Below are 26052 nucleotides of genomic sequence, written 5' to 3'. Positions count from 1 at the left end.
ATATCGAAGGCATTGGCGACAACGGTTCATCCCCGCAGGTGCGGGGAACATTACATCAACGCAACTGAAGAAGAGGCTCAGTGCGGTTCATCCCCGCAGGTGCGGGGAACACACGTACTACCACCAGCACCACCCACGATTTCACGGTTCATCCCCGCAGGTGCGGGGAACACACGCCGAACTGACTCTCAGCCGCCATCAGTGCCGGTTCATCCCCGCAGGTGCGGGGAACACCTCTAAAAAACGCCGTAGTTTTGGAGTCTCTGCGGTTCATCCCCGCAGGTGCGGGGAACACTGAAGGCGTTGCTACTGATTGCGTCTATATCCCGGTTCATCCCCGCAGGTGCGGGGAACACCTGAGCGTGATGATGCATACACCCATGGGGAGCGGTTCATCCCCGCAGGTGCGGGGAACACATCGGTTTCAGCCATGTAGTAATTGGGGGTTGCGGTTCATCCCCGCAGGTGCGGGGAACACGTATCAAGAGATCAAATGAGCGTTCAGGCCAACGGTTCATCCCCGCAGGTGCGGGGAACACGAACGCTTCGGGAATATTCTTCCAGCCCTATCCGGTTCATCCCCGCAGGTGCGGGGAACACTCAATTATGATCCGGCCTTCCTCACCCCAGAACGGTTCATCCCCGCAGGTGCGGGGAACACACTCATTAGTCCTACTGACCCATCAGCACCAGCGGTTCATCCCCGCAGGTGCGGGGAACACGGATGTTTAAGCCAGACCATTTCATTAATCATCGGTTCATCCCCGCAGGTGCGGGGAACACTAAATCAAAATACCTGGCGCGCAAAAAGGTGGCGGTTCATCCCCGCAGGTGCGGGGAACACATTGCCTTGGCATGATCTTCCATTGTGATAAGCGGTTCATCCCCGCAGGTGCGGGGAACACTTTGTAGTCTTTAGCCGAAATGGCGATCCTGCCGGTTCATCCCCGCAGGTGCGGGGAACACTGTATCAAAACCCTCTAATCTTCGCTGCTGATCGGTTCATCCCCGCAGGTGCGGGGAACACACAAACCTGGTCAAGCTGGTGAAGGATATGCCCGGTTCATCCCCGCAGGTGCGGGGAACACGACTTTGAGCGTGACTGGGTAGAGTCGCTGGACGGTTCATCCCCGCAGGTGCGGGGAACACTAGTTTTATAAGAGCGCATGTTGCGCTATGGGCGGTTCATCCCCGCAGGTGCGGGGAACACGGTTTAATAACATTGGTTATGATTACCCGGTGCGGTTCATCCCCGCAGGTGCGGGGAACACTGCTTGCTGATAAAGATTTTGACCTGTTTTCACGGTTCATCCCCGCAGGTGCGGGGAACACCCGCGCTTTACGTCGTCTATGTTTAACGATGACGGTTCATCCCCGCAGGTGCGGGGAACACTCGGTAACGTTAGTAACAGATTATTGCAACCACGGTTCATCCCCGCAGGTGCGGGGAACACACGAATGGCGTCGCGTGCAGGCATGCCGATTGCGGTTCATCCCCGCAGGTGCGGGGAACACTCAACGAATATATCACGGACATTCGATTTTAACGGTTCATCCCCGCAGGTGCGGGGAACACGCGAAGAGTTTGACGAGGCATTTTGTCTGCGCCGGTTCATCCCCGCAGGTGCGGGGAACACTGAAGGGCGACTGTCGCTTAATAATGTTTGCACGGTTCATCCCCGCAGGTGCGGGGAACACGGCATCTTTCAGGTTGGCACCCTGGCCGAAACCGGTTCATCCCCGCAGGTGCGGGGAACACTGAAGGGCGACTGTCGCTTAATAATGTTTGCACGGTTCATCCCCGCAGGTGCGGGGAACACGATTGTGACAATTATTTTTTTCTAGATGACATCGGTTCATCCCCGCAGGTGCGGGGAACACTTCAAATAATTGCCAGAATGGTTCAGCGTCATCGGTTCATCCCCGCAGGTGCGGGGAACACGCGCAAACGCAAATCAAGTTGGTCAAAATCATCGGTTCATCCCCGCAGGTGCGGGGAACACTCCCTACCCTCTTTTAGAAACTCCTGAATCATCGGTTCATCCCCGCAGGTGCGGGGAACACGTGATCAGACAGTTTGGCGATATGATAAAAAGCGGTTCATCCCCGCAGGTGCGGGGAACACATTCGCTACACAGGGCCACGTGGAGTGACTAACGGTTCATCCCCGCAGGTGCGGGGAACACCTGAGCGCCTAGGCATTCGCGCCAATTTAAAACGGTTCATCCCCGCAGGTGCGGGGAACACGTTCAGACGGCTGGTCCAACGTGGTGGCCAACCGGTTCATCCCCGCAGGTGCGGGGAACACAGAACACGTTCGGACAGAAAATCAATCACATGCGGTTCATCCCCGCAGGTGCGGGGAACACATCAATGGCGGCGGTAGTATACGTGGCATTAACGGTTCATCCCCGCAGGTGCGGGGAACACCAAACCCAAACGGATTTTCGCCGCGAGCGAAACGGTTCATCCCCGCAGGTGCGGGGAACACCCCCAATGAACGTCTGGCATTGCTGCGACGTGCGGTTCATCCCCGCAGGTGCGGGGAACACATCAACGGCATTAAAACGTGCGACCGTTCCGGCGGTTCATCCCCGCAGGTGCGGGGAACACATGAGCTGGGCATGGGTCGCGTTGGCTGCATGCGGTTCATCCCCGCAGGTGCGGGGAACACTGACTAGAGTGTTTATAGGTTCGCTGATGATGCGGTTCATCCCCGCAGGTGCGGGGAACACATGGGATTGCATTAAAATTTGTCCGGTTTGACCGGTTCATCCCCGCAGGTGCGGGGAACACTTTTTTCGTACAGAAGCAGCGCAAGGAAGAGGCGGTTCATCCCCGCAGGTGCGGGGAACACTACAGTTAAGGGATTAAGCCGCGTCGAAGAGGCGGTTCATCCCCGCAGGTGCGGGGAACACTGCAGTCACTGTGAATACAAACGCGGCCAAGGCGGTTCATCCCCGCAGGTGCGGGGAACACGAATACGCCAGCGACGCTCCGGATCTGGAAGCCGGTTCATCCCCGCAGGTGCGGGGAACACCCACCGCGACACTATGGACGCCTGCCTGAACGAGGTTCATCCCCGCAGGTGCGGGGAACACCACCCCCACCGCCACCACCGAGAACAGGGTCACGGTTCATCCCCGCAGGTGCGGGGAACACAAATGAATGGTCGCAAGCTGGGCCGTGCCAACCGGTTCATCCCCGCAGGTGCGGGGAACACTAGACTGGCTCTCCTGCGGCGTCAATGCCGCACGGTTCATCCCCGCAGGTGCGGGGAACACTTTCGCACCGACAAGATTTGCGCCCAGCGGGGCGGTTCATCCCCGCAGGTGCGGGGAACACACATGCCGCCGCCTGTATGCATGTATTTTATACGGTTCATCCCCGCAGGTGCGGGGAACACACCCGTAACAGTGTATCCACTACTAGACAAGCCGGTTCATCCCCGCAGGTGCGGGGAACACTGCAGCATAGCCAATAGTTTCCGCTTTTCAGTCGGTTCATCCCCGCAGGTGCGGGGAACACTTTAATATCGTCCGATAGCACAATATAGCCAGCGGTTCATCCCCGCAGGTGCGGGGAACACCTCACAATAAAACTTTGTTGCTGGTTGAAAGTCGGTTCATCCCCGCAGGTGCGGGGAACACTTTTCCTGTAATGTCGTTGCATTGGTAAGAAACGGTTCATCCCCGCAGGTGCGGGGAACACATGTATATATCGCGTATAGCGGTACGCTCAGCCGGTTCATCCCCGCAGGTGCGGGGAACACACAAGTTTTAATGTATCTAAATCATCTGTTATCGGTTCATCCCCGCAGGTGCGGGGAACACGAAATTAACCTTGCTGATATTCAGGAGGATTTTGGTTCATCCCCGCAGGTGCGGGGAACACAGGCTTGTCTGCTTCCGCCGCAGGCTTGTCTGCGGTTCATCCCCGCAGGTGCGGGGAACACTAACACCTGATTCAATTTATCAGTATCGATTGCGGTTCATCCCCGCAGGTGCGGGGAACACTAATAATCCCTTGCTGTTTTTTATGTTTTAATCGGTTCATCCCCGCAGGTGCGGGGAACACACCAGCAAGCGAGGAAAGTTTTTTATAATTTTCGGTTCATCCCCGCAGGTGCGGGGAACACACACTAGCAATCTAAGCTAAGTCTTTGAAAATCGGTTCATCCCCGCAGGTGCGGGGAACACATCTGTTCAATTCTATTTAATAATTTCATTTTCGGTTCATCCCCGCAGGTGCGGGGAACACATCCTGGACGGCTACATCAGCACCCGTCCGCCCGGTTCATCCCCGCAGGTGCGGGGAACACGTTCATCTCGTCATCCATCATAGCCTGAATTACGGTTCATCCCCGCAGGTGCGGGGAACACGTAATGAAGAACGAGAACTGTGTTTATCAGGTCGGTTCATCCCCGCAGGTGCGGGGAACACCGAAGTAATGAAACACTACGTCATGACATTCCCGGTTCATCCCCGCAGGTGCGGGGAACACGACAGGGTCAACGTATGCAGCCGTGCGCAGGCCGGTTCATCCCCGCAGGTGCGGGGAACACTCCAAATGGAGATAATTGATTCTAAAACAATTTTTGCTGCTTTAGAAATCTACCATATTTTTGCCTATTTTTATTGATTGTTAAAGAGCAGGTCAACCTTCTTATTTAGGTGGTAAAAAAGAGACTAGTCGTAAGCCGTCGTAGTCCACTGGTATTCGCCGGTTTTCACCATATGTCTGAAAATCAAAACCTGATTCTGTGTTGGTTGCCCAGATCATTACCGCGTTTCCATCTTCTGCTAACTCGGTAACCTGAAACCAGATCATCTCACGAATTTTCCTGGATACATCACCTACATATACGCCAGCTCTGACTTCCAGTAACCATACAGCCAAACGACCCCGAAGCCTTGGAGGTACGCTTTCTGTCACAACGGTGAGCATGGCCATTATTTACTCCTATGACCGGTGTCGCCTAATGACTCAGGCTCAGGAATAGCTGGTGGTTGGGCATCCTCCGGTGGCTTAGGAGGAACAATTTCACCAGCAGCCAGTACATCTTCAATCAAGGGGATCAATCGTCCTAAAACCTTATCTCCGCGAAACACGTCTCGGCAGGCGATGCGTACTTCCCGATCAGGTTGTTTCGGTTTACCCTTTGCTATTTCAAAGGCTTTGGGCACAACTGTGTCAAACTTAATGATGTCGGCGATATCATAAACAAAAGATAAGGGTTTGCCGGTATGAATAAAGCCAATGGCCGGAGCATAGCCTGCTGCCAGAATGGCGGCTTCTGTAACCCCGTACAGGCATGAAGTTGCAGCACTGATGCATTGATTAACCACATCTCCTTTATTCCAATCTTTGGGATCATAACGGCGGCCATTCCAGGTTACTCCATATTGCTTAGCCAGTAAGCTGTATGTTGCTCTGACCCTAGCCCCCTCAATACCACGTAATTGATCTACCGAGCGTTTGGCGGGTGCTGGCTCTCCAAAACGAAGCTCAAACATTTTACGAACAACTTTTAAGCGTAAGTCTTCGTCCAAGGCAAGTTTGGCTTGGTAAAGTAATCTATCGCTGCGTGCTCCTCCTGGCTGCCCTGCGGCGTAGAGTCGCACACCCGCTTCCCCTACCCAGACCAGCAGCGTACCGACCTGGGCTGCCAGCTTGACGGCCGCGTGAGAAACCCGAGTTCCCGGTTCCAGCATAATACAAGTAACCGAGCCAACCGGAATATGCTTGCGCTCACCCTTGACCTCATCCACCACAACAAAGGCCCCATCACGCACATCGATACGGCCATAGTAAACAAACACCATGGAAACCCGATCTTTAATGGGAATTGGCTTCAGGGGTATAAAGGTCATTCCAAGGCTCCATTCTCGGCATTGCCGCCAGATAGCGTTTGTAATGCCATCTCATTTCTGGTCAAAATGCGCATCTGCCGGATCGCCAGTTCATTCAATTTCTGCAGGCGTTCCGACTGGTACATACCTTCCTGTATAAAGTGTGCATTCATGCTCTCCAGATTGGCCAGACAAACCAACTGATGGACATTGGCATGATCACGCATATTGCCCTGCAAATCCGGGTTGGCGTCCCGCCACTTCTTGGCCGTAACGCCGAACAGAGCCATATTCAGCAAGTCTGCTTCGTCGGCGTACACATAACTAATTTGGGCCGAACTCAGAGTGTCCGGGATCAGGTTTTCCTTCACAGCATCGGTATGGATGCTGTAGTTAACCTTGGCCAGGTTACGCTTGATATCCCAGCCCAACTGCTGGAACTCCTGCTCCTTCAGACGTTGAAATTCTTTGATCAGATAAAGCTTAAACGCCACCGAGATCCAACTGGCAAACTCAAAAGCAATGTCCTTCTGAGCAAATGTGCCAGCATAACGGCCTTGCTTAGAAATCAGTCCGATGGCATTAGTTTTGGCGATCCACTCTTTGGGGCTAAGTGTAAAGCTGTTCAAGCCTGCCTCTTTTTTAATTACGTCGAATTCGACGTAATTAAAATCCGGGTTGTTGAGTTGCTCCCAGATCCCAATAAATTCAATGGTGTTTCGATTGCGCAGCCAATTTCGAATAATATCCCCAACCCGGCTAGGATTTTTGTACTTGGCAATATCGGTGATATTGATGTACTCGATTCCCTCCTTGGTCGTGGTGGATATAGCGTGGTCCAGAACTTGTAATTTAGGTTTTGTCATGACTCCTCCTTGAAGATCTCCTAAACGGGAATAATTGAAAGCATTCCTTGACCCATTGCTTTAGCATGCCCTATTCCGCTTCCAAGTGTCTGTATGAACTTTTCTGGTTCAGTCACACTCAAGACCCCTTCGAACAATACCGAAAAGATAGTGATGCTGTTACCTGAATGCTGCTTGCCCCGCAGTACTCTTTCTTCAACTATGCACACATCTAAACGACAATTCTCTGATTCAGTCAGTGCAAAAGAAGGAAGTTCCTGTAACTGAAATCCATGCAGGTGACTTTTCTTTTCGAGCCACGACTCCTGCTCTGATGCCTGCATCAAGCCAAATCGCTTCCCTTTACGGGTAACACTGGGGTTAGCCCGCAGCCGGAAGCGAAAGCGTTGCCCTGGTGAAAGCTGTTGTAACTGCAACTTTTCTTTTAAGTCGATAGCTGGATCCACAGAGTTCAACCAGCCCTTGATCCCGATACCACTCCAGTCAGGTAGATTTTTGCTCAGGATTAATATTTGCGGTAAGCCTTTTGCATTTGTTTCTGGTTCATGTCGCCACAAAAACTCGCCTGGCGGGCATTTTTTATCAGCTTTGCTAAAAGCACGGCATAGAGTCGAGTGCAACTGATAGTAATCAGCCAAATCACGACGCACTTCCTTACATCGCGGGTCAAGATGAATTCTATGCAGGAGCATTTTGCACCTCACTTGGCAGTTTAATCCAATCTGAACGTACCAAACGAGCACCAAAGCGACGCTCAGCAAAAGATGACAACGGTTGATCCATTTTAAGTAAACCTGTGCCATCGTCGGATTCAAAGGTAATACGTAAACTCCCCGGTGCCTTTTCACCCCTACGCCTTGTAGCAATCCATGGCCAGTTCTGCAGAGCATCTCGCAGAGACAAATCCAGCAAACCATTTTCTATCCAGATAGATTCAGAGGGTACATAAGATTTACGGCCCAAAGAAAGTGGCCAAACCGGATTTCTCAGTGCAGTATGAACATTTTCGAGCAATCTCATATTTGCTGACTCAAAACCAACAAGAAAAGCTGCGTCAGCAATATAATCCCGTGTAGTAACGGCGGTTGGTTGGATTTCTTTCCCGTTTGCACGAATAATGTTCTGGGCTGTCTGATAGTCGCGTTTCGGAATGCCAGGCCTGTCATGTCGAACCCCCATTGATAATTTTGTGAGTGGCTCCAGATCTATCCAGTTTTCACGATCAATCCCCAATGCAGCAGCAATCAGGCCTAACACACCAGATTTGCTAGGCTCATTTCCAGTATCTCGCTGATCAAAGCGGCTGGTAGTTCCCCATGATTGCATTGGCCCAGTCAACTGAAGCAATAATGTTGGCATTGTTTACTCCATCACTGTAGCTTGTGTTCTATCAAGCAGCGTACTCAGAGAAGAGGTGGCAGTTCCGAACTCGCCCAAATCAGCACCAATAAGATTCAATACATTCGTTTGGTCATCACTGCCAAAGGCAGCCTTCAGAATCAAGGCTTTATTAACTAGAGCCTCTGCTGATTTTCTGGTAAGTGACTCCCCTTTTCTAACAAATATTGGTGTCTCAAAAGCATTGGCCAAGTTCCTCGGCGCACCATTGTGGCGCACTGAAATAGCTACAAACTCAGGCGGGTTATGCGCTGCAAAGGTGTTTTGTTTTCCAGTAGGCTCAGCAACCACAAATCCCTCCAAAAATGCTCTCAGTCCCTTTGCAGCCAATTCGATATCGCCTTGCAAATTCTCAACAAGTTTCTCCCAATCCACCACCGCATACCTGTAAAAGCAGGCAGAATTAAACTCAATAGTACCCATCATGTCGGCCCCGGCAGTATCTTCAGGCTTCAAGTCATCCACAGCAGTGTAATAATCAAATTCGCGCTCAACTGCATGTGTGGAGATGGCATGAGAAACCTGGCAAGCAGCATGCTGATTTTTTCCAGGCATGTCTGCAAGCATTCGTCCAAAAAGTGCCAGGTCCACAGCTTTGCCACCGTTGAAAATGGCTTCAATACACTCTTTGACTTCTTTTGGAGCAGCTTTTGCTACGTCTTTTTTACTTTTTCCCTTCTTCTTACCGTCTTCCTCCGCTTCAACAGGGGCAGAAACAATTTGGTCCCAATATTTATCAATTGCATCGGCTAATGCCATTATTTCCTTCTGACCAAGATAGAGTAAATATTGACTCTTCCCTCCCTCAGCTGACTTGAGCTTTACATAAGACAAAGCCTGTTCTGCTTTTTCTATGACCTCTTCCGCATCACGCCTACCTTCTAATGAATTCGCTATTGCCCCATAGACACGCTTAGTCCTCACTGCCAAATCACTTTCATCAAAAAAACCATCTTTTTTCTTCTCCGCAAAAAAGGTACGTACCGCCCGCTTATTACATTGGCTGGAAACTCGTGCCCGGCGAACGCCGCCAAATAAGGCGTCCTTAGGTGCACCGGTATCATCACGATTTAGATTGGATGGCGCAAAGTTCTGCAGAGCGTGGATTTCAATAAAAGTTTTCATGCTGCACTCTCCTTTTGAGAAGTTTTATCCAATTCAGGTTCATGATTAAGGTGTTGGTAAAAATCACGCGCCCATTTGTTCTGTGTGCGTTTTTGTTGATCCCGCCAATTAAGCAAATCTGTAAGCATATGTTCAAAATCGATGGTGTATTCTTTCAATAATGCCACCATCTGCCGTAAACGGTATGGCAACTGATCTTCATCGGCATCCAGTAATGCGATTAAGCGCTTTTCGGTACTGGTCAGTTTGTGCTTGTCATCCATACCCATGCTGTCACGTTTTTCCCTATCAAGCCTGGCGCAAGCTTTTCCAATGGACAGAGCCTCTTCTTCACGACCCTCACGCCAATGCATAGCCCACACACCCGCTACCAGGTAATGAATATCTCTTCTCCAGCGGCTTACATCACCTCTCAAGAATGGTTCTACATAAGGGAATGCAGGCACATGTTGGCCCGGTTCAAACGCCAAGCTTCGGCGCAACACTGCACGGGCCTTGCTGTCACTCTGGTTTAATTTCTCCAACCATTCAATTAGCCCACTCATGCTCCAACCTCCCGTGGTTCGTATTTTTGAATCTCATCTTTCAGTTCCTTCATTTTTTTTCGTATCAGCCCCTCGCTTTTCATCAATGACCTCAATGTCCAAGCATCATTGGTAGCAACAGAAGCGGCATGTTGTTCCCATGCTTCACACAAAGCATCGAGCACAGACTTCAGCCATTGACAACGGATATCATCGGGGTCGGCTTCGAGGGTGTATGAACTGAGGGTTTCGTGAAATCGGGATTCGATCATTGACCAGTAGAGGGAACTGGCAGTCATTTGTTTGACGGCTTTGCTGATGTCTTTCTTATCCGGATCACGATCACCGTGGCTTATAATGCCCCGCGCATAATCACTACAGGCCTGCCACAGAGTTTTTTGAGTTTCCTCAGCTACATCGAGAAACTGTCTAACATCTTCTCGGCTAAATCTATTCGTTGCCAACACTTCTGGAAGAACAAATCGTTCCATACGCCAGAAATCGACATTCGCATTCGGAGGAGTATATCTTAAGCCTAGAACCAGAACAGAACCTGGCATGAATCTTAAGTTCTTTCCTGCCAACCGAAGTGCGTTCTGAATAGTCAATGGAGCTAATTCGGAGCTATCTGGTATCAATGAATCAAAATCTCTCCATGTGCCTCTATCTTCTCGAAACTGGACAGGAAGCCGACCCTTTTCCTTGTCCGTTTTATATGGCTGCATTGGGTCGATAATATTTGAAGTTACATCAAAGCCATGGCCCGCCACGAATCGCATAAAAACAACGTTACCGGATGTTTCACTTTCAAGATAAATCATGCGCGAAGGCCATGTATAAAGGTTTGCATAACCGGATACAGGCTGCTTAGGAATGGCAATAGGCAGTGACGCTGGCTCATGCTCCCAGAGAGCAGAGTCGCCTCTATTTGAATCGACGTTTTCAGGTACAAGGTTGTAACTGAGCGTTTGATGTAATGTATTTCCAAGAGGGATACACATTATTCCGTTGACTGATGGTGACGGATAATATCCTCTACCTCCACTTAACGAAAAATTTAGTGTTGCAAGTAATGTAGTGGTCAAGTAAAACTGGCCACCGGTTTATAGTTAATCCAGTACTGTTCCTCTGCCTGATTCGGACTCATTCCATTGTTATGCCGGTGTGGTCGAAGCTGACTATAATACCCGATTAAATACTTCACTACGTGATGCTGCGCCTGAACGAGTGAGTGGTAGCCGTAGGTAGGCACCCATTCAACCTTCAAGCTTCTAAAAAAACGCTCCATTGGTGCATTATCCCAGCAGTTACCACGTCGGCTAAGGCTCTGCTTTATTTGACACTTCCAGAGCGTCTGACGGAATTTACGACTCGTATAATGGCTACCCTGGTCACTATGGAACATCACGCCTTTCGGTCGACCACGGCTCTCATACGCCATTTTTAGTGCATTGCTGGTAAGCTCACTGTCTGGCGATAGCGACATCGCCCAGCCCACTGGCTTACGTGCAAATAAATCAATGACAACCGCTAAATAAGCCCAGCGATTGCCAGTCCAGATGTACGTGACATCGCCACACCAGATGCAGTTTGGCGCATCAACGTTAAACTGGCGGTCTAAATGATTCGGTATCTGAACATGTTCATCACCTGTTTTCTTATATGTGTGACCAGGTACCTGGCAACTGATAAGTCCAAGCTTTTCCATCAAGCGTCCGGCTCGATAGCGGCTCAATGGCACGTTCTGATTGGTAGCCATTTCCGCAATGCTTCGTGCACCCGCAGAGCCCTCGCTCGCGCGAAAGAGCTCCCTAACGACTGCCTGTTCTACGGTCTTTTTCGCACATACAGGCTTTTTTGAACGTTGTTTCCAGTACCTGAAGCTGCTGCGGTGCACGCCAAACACCTCACACAGCTTCGTTACCGGGTAGCTCGTCTTGAGTTTCTCGATTATCGAGAATTGTTCAGAGAGTCCGACATCAAGAGAGCGGTAGCCTTTTTTAATATATCTTTTTCCATTTCAACTTCGCGGATACGTTTCTCAAGCTCGCGTATTCTAAGTTGATCTGGTGTCATTGGTGTTGCTTTTGGACTTTCACCACCACGCTCTTTTCGTAGCTGGCGAACCCATTTATCCATGGTCGAATGTCCGACATTCATGGCTTCAGCCGCATCTCGAATAGAGTAATTTTGGTCGACTACCAGCTGTGCTGCTTCGAGTCTGAATTCAGGGCTGAAATTTCGGTTTGGTCTTCTGGTCATATTGTCACCTAATTATCTCTTGGTGCATGATAGCACCTCTAATTAGATGGCCAAATTAACTATGCCACTACATAACCATCGAGAGCACTCACTAGGCGTCCGAGTCCCTGGATTACCTGTGTCTACATGATCAAATAGGACTTTGTTAGATGTTGCATTATATTCAGCCGTAAGCTTCGTCCATGGCTCAATTGCTTTCTTTGGAACGTTCGGATTCTGTCCAAACGGATACTTCTCATCAAACAACCAAAACCTGTCTCTCCATTTATCCAAGTAGCTCGTTATCTTGTTTGCTGGAAATCCATTTCTGAATAATTCTTTGGCTTGCTCAATGTCCGTTGGCCCTCCCAGGGCCCGGTAGAGCACTGCCAACAAAAACCTATGCAGCGCAGCTACAACCAAAGGTGAGGCGTCTTCAATGGATTGTATTTCTCCTGCCCTCAATAACGTGTCCCGAATACCAAGCTCATCCCGAGTGCCATCGGGAAATTTGACCGGTATCCACTTCTCATCAATCAAATTAAAGCGACTCATACATTCTCCTTTGTTTCGTAAACCAAACCTAGTTCACTGTCCAGTCTCACCTTGACATCCTCAATCCACTCACCATTCACGTTGAGTAATAACGGAAAACAGTTACATAACAAAGGGGATTCCTGCCAACCATCAGGCCGACCCAGTTTTTGTAATCGTCCTACGATAGCTTTGCGTGAGATGCTAATTGCGCACATAAACCATGTTTTGGCCTGCTGGAAATCCGGAACGACACCCGCATCAAACTCATCTTGCGGCCATATAGGAATGGTAATTACTGAGTCTTCTCCAAGACGCGTTTTTGCCATTAGTGTTTTGTGAATACCCGGTTCATCTTCATCAAAAAGGGTAAATCTGGCCGGGTCGTTCCATGAAGCATCATCTGGCAAACCGATAATGGCTGCATGTGCCTGTTGGCGATGAGCAACAATTTCACCTTCTTCCAAGATAGCGTGATTCATTCTGCTATCAAGGTGAGCTGGAATCGCTACGCGATCTTCGTATACATCCTGCACCAAGAAATCAATCTGATCGGGCAATGTAATGGCTGACAGTGTCTTTAACAAAACCCAGCTTCGCAGCAAAATGTCTTCGCGGTATACCGAAGACCACCATAGTGGGTTACCAAAATCATCAGGTTTATCACCCTGCAACCCAGCAATAAACAAAACTGGTTGAGTACCAGGTCGCTTCTCTCGTCGATGTCGCCACAAACGGCCTGCACGCTGCAGAATCAAGTCAATCGGGGCTAGATCAGATGCCATCACATCGAAATCCAGATCAAGGCTTTGTTCGGCAACCTGCGTTGCTATTAGGATTTTTGCTCCAGCACGCTTACCCTCTCTGCCGAATAGAGCCAATGCGTTATCTTCACGCACTTGCCTTAACCCAGCCGGGTAGCGAGCATGAAAAAGGTATATTTCCATGCCATTATCCAATCGCTTACCAATACTGGTATTGGTGCCTTTAATGGTTTTTCCATAGCCAAAAAGACTGTACAGCTCTTGAGCACGCTGAACTGTATTAACCAGAGCAAGAGCCATCCCACCATTCTGCAACTGTGCAAGCAATGAATCACGCATGTCTGCAAGCTCCACAGATATACCCTTTATTTGAACGGTGATAGTGCGTGATGAGTCAGCTGGGAAGTGGATTTGCGAGGGAGTACGCCCCTGCTGGAAGACAGAAAGACGCGGATATTTAACCTCATGTTCCGGTATCCTACCACCAACTACCCTTGCCAGATCTCGTCTGAAGGCAGGGGGCAAGGTGGCTGACAGCAGTACAATTGAGGATCCTAACGATAACAACCAACGCAATAGATGTATCAGCAGCGTGCCGGTATAGGCATCGTAAGCATGAATCTCATCAAATATGACAACCCGATTGGCAAGCCCCCACAAACGTACAAACTGATGCCGTACCGGAAGGATAGGTAAGAGAGCCTGATCAATCGTACCAACCCCGTATTCAGATAATAATGCGCGCTTCTTACTAGTGAACCACTCGCTAGCACGGACATTCCCACCGAAAACTTCATCAAATATGTTTGTAACTTTGATTTTCTGGAAGTCATCGTTTAATAATGTACCGCCATGCAGTAACTGCAAATCGAGCTGCCGGTCAATACCTTGATTTTGTAAGAACTCGAGGGTTCGTTTAAACATAGCGTTGCCTGTCGCTTTAGTAGGCAAAGCAATATACAAGCCTCGATGTTGCATTTGCTGCTGTAACCTAAGATGGGCAAAAAAAGCACCTTCTGTTTTTCCCTCTCCCATAGGTGCTTCCACCAACAGTATACTTGGTGCCTGTATATTTATTACTGCTTCGGTAATTGCCTGTTGTAGCGGGCGTGGTGGAAATGGAAATACCTGTTCAAATGTCTTGGTCTCTGAAGCAAGTGGTGCGCGTGGTTGCCATCCAATTTGATTCAGTGCGCGTTCAGCATTTTCTTCCCGACGCTTAACAAGCCACGCCTTCGGGTCATCGCAATCGTCTGGCGTGCCGAAAGGGAACCAGTTTTCATTTGACCCTATCCAATCAGAAAAGCTGGTTAAGCCAGCTAAAAGCATAAAATCAGAGCCAGTGAGAGTGCTTTTTGTCGGAATAAACGTAGGTTTTAGAACTTCAAACAGGGATTCAAAGACTTCATTACGTACGTCACTCCAATCAACATTACCAAGCGCCCTGCGGTTCCCTGATAACTTATTGATAGTGCTTGGAGTGGCTCGACTACCATGATGGCACCCTACTGCATCTGCAACCAAATCCGCCAAATCCTCTGGCCAGCCTTTTCCGCAAAGCATTTCAGCCAAAGCAATTTGACTGACAAAAGCATGGTTTATATCCGTATCTGGATTTTTCCCGACATCGAGCTCTGTCAGGTTCTTCCATTTGCACTGAAACCCAGGACAAGCTTTTCCCAAATCATGGCACGCTATCAATAATAGTAGCCAAGGTCGAGCCATTTCCCATGTAGTGCCCAAAACCTCAGCAAGCCTATTGCGAGTGGATTCCGGCTCCCTGCTCAAAATAGCATCCGCACTCGCAGCAACATCCAACAGATGCAGAATGAGCGGATGCCATTGGCTATCTGTATTTTTACTAGTTTTTGCCCATACTTTGCTTGATCTTTTAGTCACCTTCCCTCTCCCCCAATAGCCCACCCAACACCCCTGGCACCATAACGATTTTGCGCTTCTTCCTGAGCTTGACCACCTTGGGATCAAAGCTGGCCAGAATGTCCTGATGGGTTTGCTGTAGCCATTGTTCAGCTTTTGCCAGTTCCTGCACTTTAAGTTCAGCCACTTTGGCGACATCACCTTTCAGGCGGTTGCAGTCGGCCAGAAAATGCCGCCAGCGCACCTGTTTGAGGGCGGTTTCGTTGTTGAAAATGATGTTCAGATATTGTTCGCCGTGCTGATCCACGTGCTGGAAATATATTGCGGGCGGTTGCTGGCAATGGGCTAGGCTGAGCTCCAGCCAGCGCTGTTGCTGATAGTGGTACCAACGCTGTTTCAGTTCATCAAGATGCTTTTCAAGACCATTGGCTTTGATTTCCATGTTCCACAGAAAACCACCCTTGGTCGGCTTGCCGTGGTTTTTGCCATCGACATACTCATGAGGTATCAGAGTTTGAATAAAGTCACTCCCTTTCTCTTCCAGCTCATCGGTTAAGTATCCGGCCAGGGAGTACAGGGTAGCGTAATGGAACTGGTCACCAATAATCAGTCTCGCCCAACGGGAAAATCTCAAGGCGTAGTAGTTGCAAGGCTGGTAATCCGGGGATTGTTCCTTGTTGGCTCGCTCCTGAAACAGATAATCGTCATAGTCATAATCATAGAGCGTTTCAAAACCCAGCAGGCTGGTATTTTCTGCCATGTATTCATTAAGCATGATCAGATCATCGCCGATGCCAGAGGTAAGCAGTTTGGCCCAGTTGAGTGTGTTGACCTCTGACAGGGGGAGCTCGTCCCAGATCTCTTCGGCGCTTTCAGCCGTGCATTGAATACCGAGTAAATCACTCAGGAGTACGGCATCAATTCTGTCTTCCGCGGCTTGATCCATGGTTGCGCGAAAAGTCTCCTGCTGTTGCGCGGACCAGGCATGATATTGTGGATGAGCGGCAATCAGGGCTTTGTTAGCGGCGGCCTTTATTTTTGTGCTATCCACTCTTTACGTCTCCTTTGGGGTGATCCCATCAATCATGATCATTACCCTACGCCCCTACTCCAATGAAAAAAATACTGTAAATTCAAACATGTAAAGTTTATTGACACATCCTTTGCTCAGGATGAAAAAGGTTTTCAGAACAGCCAGCTCTTAACCTCTTCATAATTCGCCAGCACCAGTTGCTGTGCAGCCGGATTGCCATCCAGCATTTTGGTTTTCACCTGTAAATCCTGCAGCGTGTACTGGGCCAGTGCGGCGCGGGTCTGGATGAGCAGCGCGCCGTTTTGCATCAGGTAGTCCCGTTCAATCACAGCTTTTTGTCTGTCGCTGAGCCGGGGATCTGGTTGAATGATGAGTGTTACCTGTGTGTTCCAGGCAACATCCTGCTCCGCGGTGTACTCCGATACTCCATCCTGAAGATCGGGCTGGCCACGGAATCGGCTGAGCACAAAGTCGCGGTAATCCTGGTTTTTCTCGCACCAGGCTCTCACATGCCAACGCAGGCCGGTGTTAACAAAGGTATGGGGCGAGATGAGGCGCTCTTCTGAGTCAGCACTGGAGACAGACTGATACTCGACATCGACACGACGACGCTCTCTCAGTGCAATGACCAGTGGCCGGATGATATCGGGTGAGATATGGCGGGGTGGATGCTGGATGACATGATGGTGCAGTTTGTTGTCGGGCGGTGCGGGCGCGATGCCGGTCACCCAATTGAGGTATTCGGCGACATCACCGCTGATATGGTGATACCGGAACGAGGCTGCAGGAATATAAGCCTTGATGTCACTGCGGTACTCAAGCGCTCCCGGATATTGCTCCAGGTACTGGTTCAGATGCTTGCTGGCACTTTGCCGGCTGATGTTGAAGTAGCGCTGCAGAGGGGAGGTATTAACCCGCCCTTCCCACCAGGCGAGCAGTTCGATCAACCAGGCACGCGCTTCGGTACTTTGTTCGTTGCTCACAATACGCTCCCTGTCATCCATGTATTCCTTATGGACTATAGACAGATGTTTCCTTATGAACAACCGGCATTCGGCTTCATTAGTCGGATAGTCACCAGGGCAATCGCACTACCTGTCACGCATCCTGTTTGCCTTTAGGGCTCTGTTCCATCTGCTCACGGATCTGCAACAGGTCACAGATCTCTTGTGTATCCAGACCGATCATTAGCACGGGTAACTTTGGCGCTTTGTATGAAGTATTCAAGCGAATCGAAAGTATGAGAAATGGGCAATGGTAGAAAGCCAACAGTGCATGTCTTTCTCAGAATAAGAATCCTTAACGAGCTTGGCGACCTGACCCTTATACTCACAAGCGCTACGAAATGTCGTGCTCTTTACAACCAGCGACGAACGCTGCTCTTATAGTCGCGATAGCGATCACCAAAGTGAGCTTCCAGCGCCTCCTCTTCCGGTTCGATTTGCATTTTCACCAACGCATAGATAAACACCGGCAGCAGTAGTATCGGGGTCAGACTGCCCAGCCAGATCCACCAGCCTATCAGCATCAACAGCATGCCTAAGTACATAGGATTACGTGAGTAGCGATACAACCCGGTGGTCACCAGGTGTGTCGCCGCACCAGGTCGCATGGGGTTAGGGGTGGTATGGAGTTTCAGGAACAGACTCAGTGACCAGAGATCGGAGAGTCCAGCCAGAAGAATTAACGCCGGACCTGCGTAACGCCAGGGCATATCCAGCCAGTAATAGAGTGGAACGTAACGGTGCATCAACCACATCAAAGCGGCAAAGCTCAACAGATAGACAGGTGGTGGTATTAAGGTTTTCAGGCGGTTACGCATAGATCAATCATCCTGTTTGCCTTTAGGGCTCTGTTCCATCTGCTCACGTCGTGCCTGGCAGGATTGTTCCAGCAGGCTGAATTGCTTATGACAACGCCGACAGTGATAACACATCATCAAATGCGTAGCTAACCATAAGCGCTCAGGTCTTTTCAGGCTGCGATCATATTGCTGAGACATCAATTCAGTTGCGTGCTTACAGGAGCGCATCGATTTCATGGGTTCATTACCTCGTTTTCAGGAACCAGCCATTTTCCAGGCAGGCACGTAACTTCAGGCGGGCCCGATGCAGAATCACCCAGCAGTTCTGTTCACTGATCTGCAACAGGTCACAGATCTCCTGCGTGTCCAGACCGATCATTTCACGCAGGGAATACACCCTGGCGGTATTTTCCGGCAAATGAAATACACAAATATCAAACACCTGCCAAAACTGATCCTGCTCCAGTGCCTGATCTGGCTCACTCCAGCTTGCTGGCGCACTGGCTTTGTCCCAGGACTCGCTGGTTTTAAAAAAACCATCGATATCTGCCAGACTGGCTTCATCGAGGCTAACCGGCTTAAAGGCTTTTTTACGGCGAATCTCATCAATAATTTTGAAGCGCAGTATGCCAAACACCCAGGTTTCAAATTGCGATTCACCACGAAACTCAGCCAGCCCCTGCCATGCGGCGGTGATAGCTTCCTGAGTCACATCTTCAGCCATGTCCCGGTCACTCAGCTGTAAACGGGCAAACGCCAGTAGTCTGGGCCGTAAATTACCCAAGCGTTGATTCAGATCCACTGTGTCCCGGGCATGTACCCGGCTTGCTGCAGCTGCTGGTCTTTGTGTTTGCGGCTCAGACATGGTTTGCCATTCACTCATTGATAAGTAATTCGACAGCAGGCCGCCAAGTGGATGGCAAGCCACGCAGATCCTCTGGCCGATCTATATCTGCAAGTCGGCCTAATACTTTACACTGCCAGCCTAAACGGGAAAAAGCCAGATGCGTTTGCTCACTCACCTTGTCGGTACTCCAGGCGATCTGTGTAAATAAAGCAGGATCAAACGCCTGTAACCCCAGCAGGGTATATCCACCATCCAGTGCTTCAAACATCACCGCCCGCTGAGTCTGCAATGCAGCAATCGCTTCGTTCAACTTCTGTCGGGTTAAACCCGGGCAATCCGTTCCGATCAGGATCACCCGCTCTCCCTGACTCACTACCCGCTGCACCACCCGCGCCATCCGCTCACCCAAATCACCTGCCCCCTGATAACTCAAACTGATGTTCTCAGGAAAACTGACTCCCTGCCAGGCAGGATCATCAAATGCCGGTTCAGCGCAGAGCTCGACGCTATCAGCCTGACTGTGACGAACCTCTTCCAGTGTTGAGTGGAGCAGGTAGCCAGCCAACGCGGCCGCACCGTCAGCCCCAAGCGCTGGAATCAAACGGGTTTTTACCAGCCCAGGACGAGGTGCTTTGGCAAAAATGACAATACGTGTGTTCATCGATATAACCTTACCAGTCGTTCAGCTGACACACCGCGCCAGTAGGCAAAGCGCAGCCACCACATCAGCCCTATCGTGCGCCAGACACCGCTTTGTTCCCAACGCCGACCAGATGTATATACCCGGTCCTTAAGACAAACAGGCCGGGATAATTGCTTTAGACGCCGGCTCATCTCAATATCCTCCATTAAAGGCTGCTGAGGAAAACCACCTACCCGCTTAAACAGGTCACGTTGCATAAACAGTGTCTGATCCCCGGTAGCAATTCCTGTCAGGCGCGAGCGTTGATTCATCATCCAGCCCACCAGCTTAAGCATCGGGTGGCGCCCTTCAATATACACATCAAACCGCCCCCATTGGCCACCCTGACCGGTAGCATTCAAGGCGGTACGAACAAGGTCCGGAGCCTTGTCGGGCAGACGAGTATCTATATGCAAAAATACCAGCAGTTCAGTGCCAGCCTGGCTGGCTCCCAGATTCATCTGTATGGCCCGCCCAGGTTCTGAGTGCACTACATACATTCCTGCAGCCTGCAGTTGGACAACCGAATCATCCCGACTGCCACCATCGACAAAGATCAGTTCACAGCCCTGCTGACTCAGCTGCTTCAGCCTTGGCAGCTCACGTCTAAGTGTTTCTGACTCATTCAGAATTGGCAGGATAATCGAAATATCGGCTGCTTTAGTCATTAAATGTCCTGACAACTGTTTAATGAGCATGACCACCCCCCGAGTAGTATCAGGCGTTTTGGCACGGCAGCTCCTTTAGCCCTGTTTATGTTACTTTATTAACGCTGAAGTCGGATTCAACTGGGTTTCCTTACACAGCTGGTGTAAGTTTTAAGGCTCGGTTTCGACTCAGTATAAGTATCTGCCTCCCCCTGTGCAGACTCTCGCAGTGTATTAGGATAACAGCATGACAGACATAAAAATCGGCATCCTCGGCGGCAGTGGCTTGTACGATATGCCCGACCTTGAAGATCGTCAGGAACATCAGCTCAGCACCCCTTATGGCGTTCCCTCGGACAGCCTTGTTAGTGGCCGGATACAGGGAATCCCGGTGGTTTTTCTGGCACGCCACGGACGAGGGCACCGGCTACTGCCGGGTGAAGTGCCCTATCAGGCCAATATTTATGCAATGAAACAGCTAGGTGTGCGCTACCTGATCTCCTTTTCAGCGGTAGGCTCCCTAAGTGAGGAGATCGCGCCGCTGGATATGGTACTGCCGGATCAATATATCGATATGACCCGACAACGCCCGAATAGTTTTTTTGGCGCGGGTGCCGTCGCCCATGTTGCCCTGTCTCAACCCGTCTGCCCCGCCCTGACCAGCCTGCTTGCCGATGCCGTACAGCAATTACCAGGCGAGGAGGCCGTCAAACTACACCAGCATAAAACCTATATCTGTATAGAAGGGCCGCAATTTTCCACTCAGGCAGAGTCTCATTGGTACCGTAGTCTGGGAGCGGGCATTATCGGTATGACCAATATGCCGGAAGCGCGTCTGGCGCGGGAAGCCCAGATAGCCTACGCCTCCCTGGGTATGGTGACAGACTACGACTGCTGGCACCCCAAAGAACCCCATGTCAGTGCCGATTATGCCATTAGTAACCTGCTGAAGAACGCACAACGCGCTGAGAAAATAGCCCTCACAGCCATCAGGCTACTGGCGCAAACCTGGCCGGAATCGATTGCCCACCGCGCCCTGGCCAGTGGCCTGGTGACACCCCTGGAGGCAATGGATAGCTCTACCCGTGAGCGGATCAGCCTGTTGTTAAAATAGCAGTCAGGATAGTGCACCGCCACAACTGCTACCCTGACCCGCAGTACAGCCATAGCAATGGTCTGCCACCTTGATTGGCAGACCTTTCAGGTCCAGATCCAGGTAGTCACGTAAATGCAGGGGCTCAACTGCACTGCCAGCATGGAGTTTAAGCTGCTGGTTAAAATCGCAATCATACACCTGACCCAGATAGTCCACTGACAGGGTATTCCGACACATCAGATCAGGTAGCGTGGCGGCATTGAAGTTATCTTTTAATAGCTGCATATAGCTGCTGAACTGCCCCTTGCTGATCAAGGTGCTGCCAAAGCGCTGAATCGGCATATTCGCCAGGGTAAACAGCTGGTTGAACGCTATGCCGAAGTGCACCTTCAACTCGCGCTTGTAAGCGGCTTCCAGTTCAACCTGCGCGGGTGGTAAAGCCGGGCCCAAAGGGTTATACACCAGGTTTAACGTCAACCCTGTGCCTTCTTTGCCATAACCCAGTGCATTCAGTTGTTGCAACCCGGCAATACTGGCATCAAATACCCCATCGCCCCGCTGTGCATTGACATTGTCAGCCGAATAACAGGGCAGAGATGCCACAATATCGACCTGCTGCTCAGCCAAAAAGGCCGCCATCTTCTCAAAACCAGGTTCGGACAAGATAGTGAGATTGCAACGATCGATCACCGTCACACCGCGCTGACGCGCTTGTCTGACCAGCCACTGAAAGCGCGGATGCAGTTCAGGTGCGCCGCCGGTAATATCCAGCGTGTGTATCTCCGGGTGCTGATCAAGCATTTGCAGTAGCAGCTCCAATGCCTCATCGCTCATCATTTCAGTGCGTTTTGGACTGGAGGCAACATGACAGTGAAAGCAGGATTGATTGCACTTGAGGGTAATATTCGCCTGCAGCACACCCACCCCCTCACGCTGTAGAGGACGGAAATCTGTTGCGATCAATAGTGGCAGAGTATCTTTCATCACATTATCCTGAATCGTGTATTACCGTGACTGTATAACTACCTAGTCGTGACGGAATAGGAATCCTTACACTCTGCCTACTGATTTATGCCTGGTGAAGCTCCAGGGCGGTTTTTTGCTCATCACTGAGCGGCAGTGCTTTGGCAGCAGCGAAGTCATAGCGCACCATCACAGCTTCACCTTTGGCTCCAAGCACTCCCTGTTGCCAGGCTTCCTGATGCACGCTAAACGAGCTGCTACCGATACGACTGACTGTGGTGCGGATTTCGACATCCTTGCCATAAAACAGTTCACCAACGAAATCCACCTCAATACGCGCCAGTATCAGTTGCCATTTTTTCATATCCAGATCGGGAGTGAAAATACGGAAAAGCTCATTCCGAGCCCCTTCAAACCACTGGGGCACACGGGTGTTGTTAATATGCCCCAGACCATCAGTATCGTAAAAAGCGGGTGTCACTGTCTGTGTAAACATGGATAGTTCCTTGAGTAAGTGCCTTGAATAAGTACCTTGAATAATCAGTTTGTTAACCAAGGTTTTAGTATATCACGACATGCTAAAGAAACACCGAGGCGAGCAAACAACAGATACAGCCCGGCTAACTTGCGATGTAAAAACAACGCATCAACCGGTGGTGAATGCCAGTAACCTTCACGCATACTCAGCTCCATACCCTGATCACGTAAACGTCGCGCCAGGTCCGTGGCGGAAAAGTTATAATTATCCGAACGCAAAGGCTCCAGCGCTAACTCGAAGAGCTCCAGCACCGCTTGCTGCTGCGACGCAGTGACCTGCTCACTAAAGTAGCCAATCTGCGTGGCTGCATCCAACAGTTGCTGACGGTCCTGGATTAGTCCGGCCTGGAAAAGCTGGCGGTAAGACTCGATAAGGGCGGGGGAATAAAAACGTGTGGCGCCAAAATCCAACAATACCAGTTGGCCGTTATCAGGGTCATAGAGGAAATTGGCAAAGTTTGGATCTGTCTGCACACGACCAAATTCGAACAGCTCACGAAACAGCAACTGCAATAGTAGTCCGGCACAACGATTGCGTTCCTCCAGTGAATAACCCGTCAGAGATTCAACCGTAACACCCTGCTCAAATGACATCACCAGCAGGTTTTCACTGCAAAGTTCCGGATAACATTGTGGCACCCTGAAACTCAGATCATCCGCCAGCAAGGCTTTATAGGCCAGCAAATGCTGCGCTTCCAGGTGATAGTCAGCCTCGGCATGCAGTTGAGCTTTGGCTTCCTCAATTAACTCATCAGCAATCACACCCGCGGGTAGCAGTCGCGACATTTTCAGCAGAGTCATGACATTATCCACATCTGAATCAATGCTCTGACGCACACCGGGATATTGTATTTTCAGTGCCAGTGCCCGGCCCTGATGATCCAGCGCTTTGTGCACCTGCCCTATGGATGCCGCCGCAACCGGGGTGAAACCAAACTGACTGAAATGTGACTGCCAGTCCTCGCCCAGGGAGGTTTCCATAATGGTCGCCAGTTGCAGCATGGGCATGGGATTGGCACCAGCACGCAATACTGATAACAGCTCAGACAGTTCAGGAGGAAGCAGGTCACCAGCATCCATTGACAGCAACTGGCCAATTTTCATTGCCGCGCCACGCAGGTGTGAAAGTTTGTCAGCCACACGGCGAACATTGGCTGGCGTAATCAGCATATCTCGGGAAGACGGGCGTTTACCCGAGGCCATCTGACGCGCACCCTCAGCCAACATGCCGCCCGCCAGGCGTGTTGCCAAACCGCCCATATGGGCCATGCGTGAAAGTCGACCGGCGGGTACTGCTCGATTAGGTATTTTTGTCACGACCTGCTCCTTTTCACTAACCTACGTGCAGCAGGGCATTTCAGCTCACTGTTCGTCGTGATGAGCGGGTTAGAAAATATCGCGAGGGGTCAGCCGTTCACCTTCGGTATCACCCTCGGGTCGAGTCTGAATAGGCAGAGCTTGTTCATCCAGACCACGCTCAATAATGATTTCTACACGACGGTTACGGGCACGGTTAGCCTCAGAATCATTCGGCACACGCGCCCGACTTGAAGCATGGCCTGAAACGGTAAAGCGGGACTCGTTCACACGCCGGTCTGCAAATAGCTCATGGGCAACAGCCAGTGCACGTGCTGCCGACAGATCCCAGTTCGATGTAAACTCTGTCCCTGTATAGGGGATAGAATCGGTATGCCCTTCTATTGCCACAGCTCCAGGTATGGTGATCAGTACATCCCTGATTTTTGCCAACACCGGAATATAATCATCTTCAACATAGGCTGAGCCTCGTGCAAACGAACCCTGCTCTCTCAGGCGGATAATCACCTTAGTGCCTTCTGTCTCAACTTCAACCGCACCTTCACCGATTTCGGCCGATAGTGCCATCGAGAAGGTTATTGCATCCTGACGCGCTTGTTCTTCCTGTTCTTGTTGCTGCTGTTGATCTACAGCAGACTCGCGATCATGCACTATGGCCTCGCCTTCCATTGAACGCACGTCCAGGGTATGCAGCTCAACATTAGTGGTCATCTGACGCACTTCATTGAGCGGAGTCGGTTCAGGACGACCGGGACTAAACTCCTGAGCGATGATCGACGTTCCTTTAGGAATATCCTCAACCTTGATCTGCGCTTGAACACCAAAGGCTTCGCGCATAGAGCCAGCCAGCTGTTTGAAGCGCAGCACATCCATTTCCGAAAAGGACAGCAAGAGCACAAAGAAACACATCAGCAGCGACATCAGGTCGCCAAAGGTTGCCAACCAGGCGGGCAAGCCAGGCTTACAGGGTTTACAGTTGCATTCTTCCTCGGCACTCATAAACGCTTATCCTTCTGCCTTTTCAGCATTGGCAAAACGTTTTTTCTCCGGTAGATAGTTACGCAGCATCTGATCGATAACACGTGGATTTTGTCCGGCTTGAATTGCCAGCAGACCATCGATGATCAGTGCATTATTCAGTGCTTCCTGATCGCGTCGCAGGTTCAGTTTGTCAGCTATCGGGATACAAAGCATATTAGCCATCACCGCCCCGTACAGGGTCGTCAACAACGCAACAGCCATTGCCGGGCCGATAGCTTTCGGGTCATCCATATTCGACAGCATTGCCACCAGACCAATCAGTGTTCCAATCATTCCCATAGCCGGGCCAACATCCCCTAGCGCGGCAAAAATTCTGGCGCCAAAGTCATGTCGGTCATACGTCAATCTGGCTTCTTTATTCAGTAACTGCTTAACCACTTCGGGATCATGACCATCGACCAGCAGCTGAATACCTCGCTGCATAAAATCACTGGAGACCTGTTTATCTTCCAGGGACAACAGCCCGCCTTTACGAGCCGCGTCAGCCATATCAACAGTTTCAGCGATAATATCTTCAGGGTTAACGGCCTTGAACATGAATGCCTTGGCGGCAACTTTACCCGCAACCAGGAACTGTGCCAGAGTAAACTTGATCAGCACCACAAACAGACTGCCACCAAACACGATCAACATAGAAGGCGGGTTAACAAAGATCCCTACATCGCCTCCCAAGACCATCGCCATAATGACGATCGCGAAGGAACCGATAATACCGACGATTGTTGCTATATCCACGAACAGACCCCAATGTATGGCAAATTAAGCCTTTATATCACTGCTTTTGGTGCTGATAATACCAGATTTATACACTTGTTCACCCGCTATTTAAGTATTAACTGTTAAACTCAGATTGACCCGATGGCCCAGGTTGGGTAAGTTGCAGCGTTAATACACAAAGGTTG

General features: G+C 50.4%; 25 protein-coding genes and 1 CRISPR repeat array (1 of these 26 running past the window's edge). Of the genes, 1 reads left to right on the top strand and 24 read right to left on the bottom strand.

The genetic code is table 11. The features are described from left to right. Positions 1 to 4565: a CRISPR direct-repeat array (repeat unit 29 nt; unit sequence CGGTTCATCCCCGCAGGTGCGGGGAACAC); it reaches 222 nt to the left of the window's first position. 101 nt (positions 4566 to 4666) lie between these two features. The 19 genes from cas2e to F5I99_RS01640 all read right to left on the bottom strand — a co-directional run bounded on the left by cas2e (position 4667) and on the right by F5I99_RS01640 (position 20217). Next, complete coding sequence (gene cas2e / locus F5I99_RS01720; RefSeq protein ID WP_151053360.1) at positions 4667 to 4954, bottom strand: type I-E CRISPR-associated endoribonuclease Cas2e; 288 nt, start codon at positions 4952 to 4954, stop codon at positions 4667 to 4669. After that, positions 4954 to 5874 carry a type I-E CRISPR-associated endonuclease Cas1e gene (gene cas1e, locus F5I99_RS01715; RefSeq protein WP_151053359.1) on the bottom strand — a complete coding sequence of 307 codons (921 nt, stop codon included), beginning with the start codon at positions 5872 to 5874 and terminating at the stop codon, positions 4954 to 4956. Before cas1e ends, cas2e begins: the two co-directional genes overlap by 1 nt. Further along, the gene (locus F5I99_RS01710) at positions 5871 to 6719 is read right to left on the bottom strand and encodes a KilA-N domain-containing protein (protein WP_151053358.1); all 849 of its coding nucleotides are present in this window, start codon (positions 6717 to 6719) and stop codon (positions 5871 to 5873) included. Before F5I99_RS01710 ends, cas1e begins: the two co-directional genes overlap by 4 nt. 20 nt (positions 6720 to 6739) lie before the next feature. Further along, positions 6740 to 7369: a type I-E CRISPR-associated protein Cas6/Cse3/CasE gene (cas6e, locus tag F5I99_RS01705; RefSeq protein ID WP_191906021.1), complete on the bottom strand. Its 630-nt coding sequence runs from the start codon at positions 7367 to 7369 to the stop codon at positions 6740 to 6742. Between the two features lie 28 nt (positions 7370 to 7397). Beyond that, entirely contained in the window at positions 7398 to 8078 is a 681-nt protein-coding gene (cas5e, locus tag F5I99_RS01700; RefSeq protein ID WP_151053356.1) for a type I-E CRISPR-associated protein Cas5/CasD, read from the bottom strand. A 3-nt stretch (positions 8079 to 8081) separates the two neighbouring features. After that, the gene (gene cas7e / locus F5I99_RS01695; protein ID WP_151053355.1) at positions 8082 to 9242 is read right to left on the bottom strand and encodes a type I-E CRISPR-associated protein Cas7/Cse4/CasC; all 1161 of its coding nucleotides are present in this window, start codon (positions 9240 to 9242) and stop codon (positions 8082 to 8084) included. Next, positions 9239 to 9787 carry a type I-E CRISPR-associated protein Cse2/CasB gene (gene casB / locus F5I99_RS01690; protein ID WP_151053354.1) on the bottom strand — a complete coding sequence of 183 codons (549 nt, stop codon included), beginning with the start codon at positions 9785 to 9787 and terminating at the stop codon, positions 9239 to 9241. Before casB ends, cas7e begins: the two co-directional genes overlap by 4 nt. Next, positions 9784 to 10851, bottom strand: a complete 1068-nt coding sequence (casA, locus tag F5I99_RS01685; protein WP_151053353.1) for a type I-E CRISPR-associated protein Cse1/CasA — start codon at positions 10849 to 10851, stop codon at positions 9784 to 9786. The genes casB and casA (F5I99_RS01685) overlap by 4 nt, the downstream gene beginning before the upstream one ends. Beyond that, positions 10848 to 12028 (bottom strand): IS3 family transposase gene (locus F5I99_RS01680; RefSeq protein WP_151053352.1). Its coding sequence is split into 2 segments (ribosomal slippage): positions 10848 to 11761 and positions 11761 to 12028, totalling 1182 coding nucleotides; the frame shifts between segments, so codons are not numbered across the junction. The genes casA (F5I99_RS01685) and F5I99_RS01680 overlap by 4 nt, the downstream gene beginning before the upstream one ends. A 42-nt stretch (positions 12029 to 12070) precedes the next feature. Continuing rightward, positions 12071 to 12562 carry a type I-E CRISPR-associated protein Cse1/CasA gene (casA, locus tag F5I99_RS01675; RefSeq protein WP_151053351.1) on the bottom strand — a complete coding sequence of 164 codons (492 nt, stop codon included), beginning with the start codon at positions 12560 to 12562 and terminating at the stop codon, positions 12071 to 12073. Continuing rightward, positions 12559 to 15204, bottom strand: coding sequence for a CRISPR-associated helicase Cas3' (gene cas3, locus F5I99_RS01670; RefSeq protein ID WP_191905923.1), 2646 nt, complete (start codon positions 15202 to 15204; stop codon positions 12559 to 12561). Before cas3 ends, casA (F5I99_RS01675) begins: the two co-directional genes overlap by 4 nt. Beyond that, the gene (locus F5I99_RS19400; protein ID WP_191905922.1) at positions 15197 to 16234 is read right to left on the bottom strand and encodes a hypothetical protein; all 1038 of its coding nucleotides are present in this window, start codon (positions 16232 to 16234) and stop codon (positions 15197 to 15199) included. Before F5I99_RS19400 ends, cas3 begins: the two co-directional genes overlap by 8 nt. Before the next feature lie 134 nt (positions 16235 to 16368). Next, positions 16369 to 17199 (bottom strand): helix-turn-helix transcriptional regulator, encoded by an 831-nt coding sequence (locus tag F5I99_RS01665; RefSeq protein WP_225307505.1) that lies wholly within the window; start codon positions 17197 to 17199, stop codon positions 16369 to 16371. 115 nt (positions 17200 to 17314) lie between these two features. Then, on the bottom strand, positions 17315 to 17443 hold the full coding sequence (locus F5I99_RS19815; protein WP_267903004.1) for a hypothetical protein: 129 nt from the start codon (positions 17441 to 17443) through the stop codon (positions 17315 to 17317). Between the two features lie 130 nt (positions 17444 to 17573). Beyond that, entirely contained in the window at positions 17574 to 18038 is a 465-nt protein-coding gene (locus F5I99_RS01660) for a methyltransferase family protein (RefSeq protein ID WP_151053348.1), read from the bottom strand. A 3-nt stretch (positions 18039 to 18041) separates the two neighbouring features. After that, positions 18042 to 18257 (bottom strand): anti-sigma factor family protein, encoded by a 216-nt coding sequence (locus tag F5I99_RS01655; protein ID WP_225307504.1) that lies wholly within the window; start codon positions 18255 to 18257, stop codon positions 18042 to 18044. A gap of 7 nt (positions 18258 to 18264) precedes the next feature. Further along, positions 18265 to 18903 (bottom strand): sigma-70 family RNA polymerase sigma factor, encoded by a 639-nt coding sequence (locus tag F5I99_RS01650; RefSeq protein ID WP_225307503.1) that lies wholly within the window; start codon positions 18901 to 18903, stop codon positions 18265 to 18267. Next, positions 18896 to 19528 (bottom strand): TIGR04282 family arsenosugar biosynthesis glycosyltransferase, encoded by a 633-nt coding sequence (locus F5I99_RS01645; protein WP_151053346.1) that lies wholly within the window; start codon positions 19526 to 19528, stop codon positions 18896 to 18898. The genes F5I99_RS01650 and F5I99_RS01645 overlap by 8 nt, the downstream gene beginning before the upstream one ends. Beyond that, positions 19525 to 20217: a TIGR04283 family arsenosugar biosynthesis glycosyltransferase gene (locus F5I99_RS01640; protein ID WP_151053345.1), complete on the bottom strand. Its 693-nt coding sequence runs from the start codon at positions 20215 to 20217 to the stop codon at positions 19525 to 19527. The genes F5I99_RS01645 and F5I99_RS01640 overlap by 4 nt, the downstream gene beginning before the upstream one ends. A 226-nt stretch (positions 20218 to 20443) precedes the next feature. Between F5I99_RS01640 and mtnP the strand changes: the two genes are divergently transcribed. Beyond that, positions 20444 to 21310 carry an S-methyl-5'-thioadenosine phosphorylase gene (mtnP, locus tag F5I99_RS01635; RefSeq protein WP_151053344.1) on the top strand — a complete coding sequence of 289 codons (867 nt, stop codon included), beginning with the start codon at positions 20444 to 20446 and terminating at the stop codon, positions 21308 to 21310. A gap of 3 nt (positions 21311 to 21313) precedes the next feature. Here the strand turns inward: mtnP and arsS are convergent, their stop codons facing one another. From arsS to pomA, 5 genes are all read right to left on the bottom strand, one after another. Then, positions 21314 to 22276, bottom strand: a complete 963-nt coding sequence (arsS, locus tag F5I99_RS01630; protein ID WP_151053343.1) for an arsenosugar biosynthesis radical SAM (seleno)protein ArsS — start codon at positions 22274 to 22276, stop codon at positions 21314 to 21316. An 85-nt stretch (positions 22277 to 22361) separates the two neighbouring features. Next, the gene (locus tag F5I99_RS01625; RefSeq protein ID WP_151053342.1) at positions 22362 to 22751 is read right to left on the bottom strand and encodes an acyl-CoA thioesterase; all 390 of its coding nucleotides are present in this window, start codon (positions 22749 to 22751) and stop codon (positions 22362 to 22364) included. A 44-nt stretch (positions 22752 to 22795) separates the two neighbouring features. Further along, positions 22796 to 24109 carry an ABC1 kinase family protein gene (locus F5I99_RS01620; protein WP_225307502.1) on the bottom strand — a complete coding sequence of 438 codons (1314 nt, stop codon included), beginning with the start codon at positions 24107 to 24109 and terminating at the stop codon, positions 22796 to 22798. Between the two features lie 69 nt (positions 24110 to 24178). Then, entirely contained in the window at positions 24179 to 25108 is a 930-nt protein-coding gene (locus tag F5I99_RS01615) for a flagellar motor protein MotB (protein ID WP_151053341.1), read from the bottom strand. A gap of 6 nt (positions 25109 to 25114) precedes the next feature. Continuing rightward, positions 25115 to 25885 (bottom strand): flagellar motor protein PomA, encoded by a 771-nt coding sequence (gene pomA, locus F5I99_RS01610; protein WP_151053340.1) that lies wholly within the window; start codon positions 25883 to 25885, stop codon positions 25115 to 25117. Between the last annotated feature and the right edge of the window lie 167 nt (positions 25886 to 26052).

The organism is Nitrincola iocasae (genome assembly GCF_008727795.1).
GTDB lineage: Bacteria > Pseudomonadota > Gammaproteobacteria > Pseudomonadales > Balneatricaceae > Nitrincola > Nitrincola iocasae.
Note: the sequence above shows the minus strand (reverse complement) of the source record. Positions and strands in the feature narration are given on the sequence as shown.

Excerpts from the sequence above, each read along its gene's own strand:
- cas2e (WP_151053360.1), bottom strand. The coding sequence starts at position 4,954 with ATGGCCATGCTCACCGTTGTGACAGAAAGCGTACCTCCAAGGCTTCGG.
- cas1e (WP_151053359.1), bottom strand. The coding sequence starts at position 5,874 with ATGACCTTTATACCCCTGAAGCCAATTCCCATTAAAGATCGGGTTTCC.
- F5I99_RS01710 (WP_151053358.1), bottom strand. The coding sequence starts at position 6,719 with ATGACAAAACCTAAATTACAAGTTCTGGACCACGCTATATCCACCACG.
- cas5e (WP_151053356.1), bottom strand. The coding sequence starts at position 8,078 with ATGCCAACATTATTGCTTCAGTTGACTGGGCCAATGCAATCATGGGGA.
- cas7e (WP_151053355.1), bottom strand. The coding sequence starts at position 9,242 with ATGAAAACTTTTATTGAAATCCACGCTCTGCAGAACTTTGCGCCATCC.
- casB (WP_151053354.1), bottom strand. The coding sequence starts at position 9,787 with ATGAGTGGGCTAATTGAATGGTTGGAGAAATTAAACCAGAGTGACAGC.
- casA (WP_151053351.1), bottom strand. The coding sequence starts at position 12,562 with ATGAGTCGCTTTAATTTGATTGATGAGAAGTGGATACCGGTCAAATTT.
- F5I99_RS01660 (WP_151053348.1), bottom strand. The coding sequence starts at position 18,038 with ATGCGTAACCGCCTGAAAACCTTAATACCACCACCTGTCTATCTGTTG.
- F5I99_RS01655 (WP_225307504.1), bottom strand. The coding sequence starts at position 18,257 with ATGAAATCGATGCGCTCCTGTAAGCACGCAACTGAATTGATGTCTCAG.
- F5I99_RS01650 (WP_225307503.1), bottom strand. The coding sequence starts at position 18,903 with ATGAGTGAATGGCAAACCATGTCTGAGCCGCAAACACAAAGACCAGCA.
- F5I99_RS01645 (WP_151053346.1), bottom strand. The coding sequence starts at position 19,528 with ATGAACACACGTATTGTCATTTTTGCCAAAGCACCTCGTCCTGGGCTG.
- F5I99_RS01640 (WP_151053345.1), bottom strand. The coding sequence starts at position 20,217 with ATGACTAAAGCAGCCGATATTTCGATTATCCTGCCAATTCTGAATGAG.
- mtnP (WP_151053344.1), top strand. The coding sequence starts at position 20,444 with ATGACAGACATAAAAATCGGCATCCTCGGCGGCAGTGGCTTGTACGAT.
- arsS (WP_151053343.1), bottom strand. The coding sequence starts at position 22,276 with ATGAAAGATACTCTGCCACTATTGATCGCAACAGATTTCCGTCCTCTA.
- F5I99_RS01625 (WP_151053342.1), bottom strand. The coding sequence starts at position 22,751 with ATGTTTACACAGACAGTGACACCCGCTTTTTACGATACTGATGGTCTG.
- F5I99_RS01615 (WP_151053341.1), bottom strand. The coding sequence starts at position 25,108 with ATGAGTGCCGAGGAAGAATGCAACTGTAAACCCTGTAAGCCTGGCTTG.